1 protein-coding gene is annotated in these 1,404 nt (G+C 61.2%); it reads left to right on the top strand.

Annotated elements, in window-relative coordinates; genetic code table 11:
* Window positions 1-664 precede the first annotated feature (664 nt).
* A partial coding sequence (locus ACFWPJ_RS32855; protein ID WP_378857417.1) for a helix-turn-helix domain-containing protein occupies window positions 665-1,404 on the top strand: 740 nt, incomplete at its 3' end.

Genomic DNA, 1,404 nt, shown 5'->3' with positions numbered 1-1,404 from the left:
TGCCCCGACTGGGGGGTTTTTGGGGCGCACGTGGGTGGGGGTACGGGGCCGTCGACTGGGGTGCCACACCCGAGCCGACGGCCAACCATCGGCGCCGAGGCCGGTCAGAGCAGGGTCAGCGCCAGGTATGCGGCCTGCCCTGCCAGGGACAGCACGTTGGACACGAGCGCCAAGCCGGCGTTGAGGTAGCTGATGACAACGAAGGGATCCACGGATTTACCTTTCTCGACGGAACTGTTTCCGCCTTCATCAAATCCCCGGAATCCGTAATTCCGCCAGGGTTGCAATGACTCCAAAAATGAGACCCCGAATGATGAGTCATTCGAAAATGCGACACAGCCAGCAGCGACGCACACAATGACCCATTTCCTGAGTCATTGAGAAATCTTCGAACGCTGGCAAATTACGTGACGCAAGTCACGGAACCATGCTGGAATAGACCTCGTCGCGGCCGAGTTGTGCACTGCGCCAAGTGATCTAGGTTGCCGCCCCGGTGGGGCTCTGGTAGGAACAATGCCGAAGTAGGGGGGCCTTCTTCGCATCAAACACCCACTCTTTGTGATGCTAGACACAATCTCTCGGGGGAGACATGACAAAGCGACCCATCAGCCGTCCCAGGTCAACCGGAAACCGGAGAAAATCTACCGGCAACAAACCGGCAATCGTGCCGAACTTTGCTGATACCGCGCGGCGGATTCGCGACGATCTCGGGCTCACCCGTGACGACGTCACCGCAATCAGCCGATCCCACCTGGCTCGACTCGAAGGTGGAACCAAGCCGACCGAGAACATGGTCGACCATCTCGTCACCGCCTACGACGCCGACGAGGACCTCACTCGCCACCTGCGTGAACTGAGCTCCCCGCCGGACCAGCTCGAAGCGGACAGCGTTGCGCGCACTCGCATCGCGGCCGATCCGACGCTGCGCAACCAGCTCGACCATCTGAACCAGCGCGGCGTTCTCGGCGCCTACGTCGATCCTCTATGGAACGTACTGTTCGCAAATACGGCATTCCGCGAAACCTTCACCAGCATCGACGAACTGAGATCCCTGACGCTCTGGATATTCAGCCAAACCGCCGAACAGATACTGCTCGATATCGACCACGAACGCGGGCACACCGTGGCATGCCTGCGCGCCGCCGCGGGACGGTTCCGCGAATCCCCACTCACGAGCAAGCTGCTGCGGCGCCTCATCGCCATTCCCGAATTCGAGCGACGATGGTCCGGGCCGATCCACGTCGAATACGGTCGCCCCCTAGGCGATCTCATTCACGCCCGAGACCCTTCCGGGCAACCAACCTCCTACCGCATCGGCTTCACCGACTGGATACCACCACATCGCGTCCAGCTGATCACCGCCGAGCGCCTGCCCTACTCTGGACCGCCGGCATATTCGGCGCA

The organism is Nocardia sp. NPDC058497 (assembly GCF_042720195.1).
Taxonomy (GTDB): Bacteria; Actinomycetota; Actinomycetes; order Mycobacteriales; family Mycobacteriaceae; genus Nocardia.
Note: the sequence above shows the minus strand (reverse complement) of the source record. Positions and strands in the feature narration are given on the sequence as shown.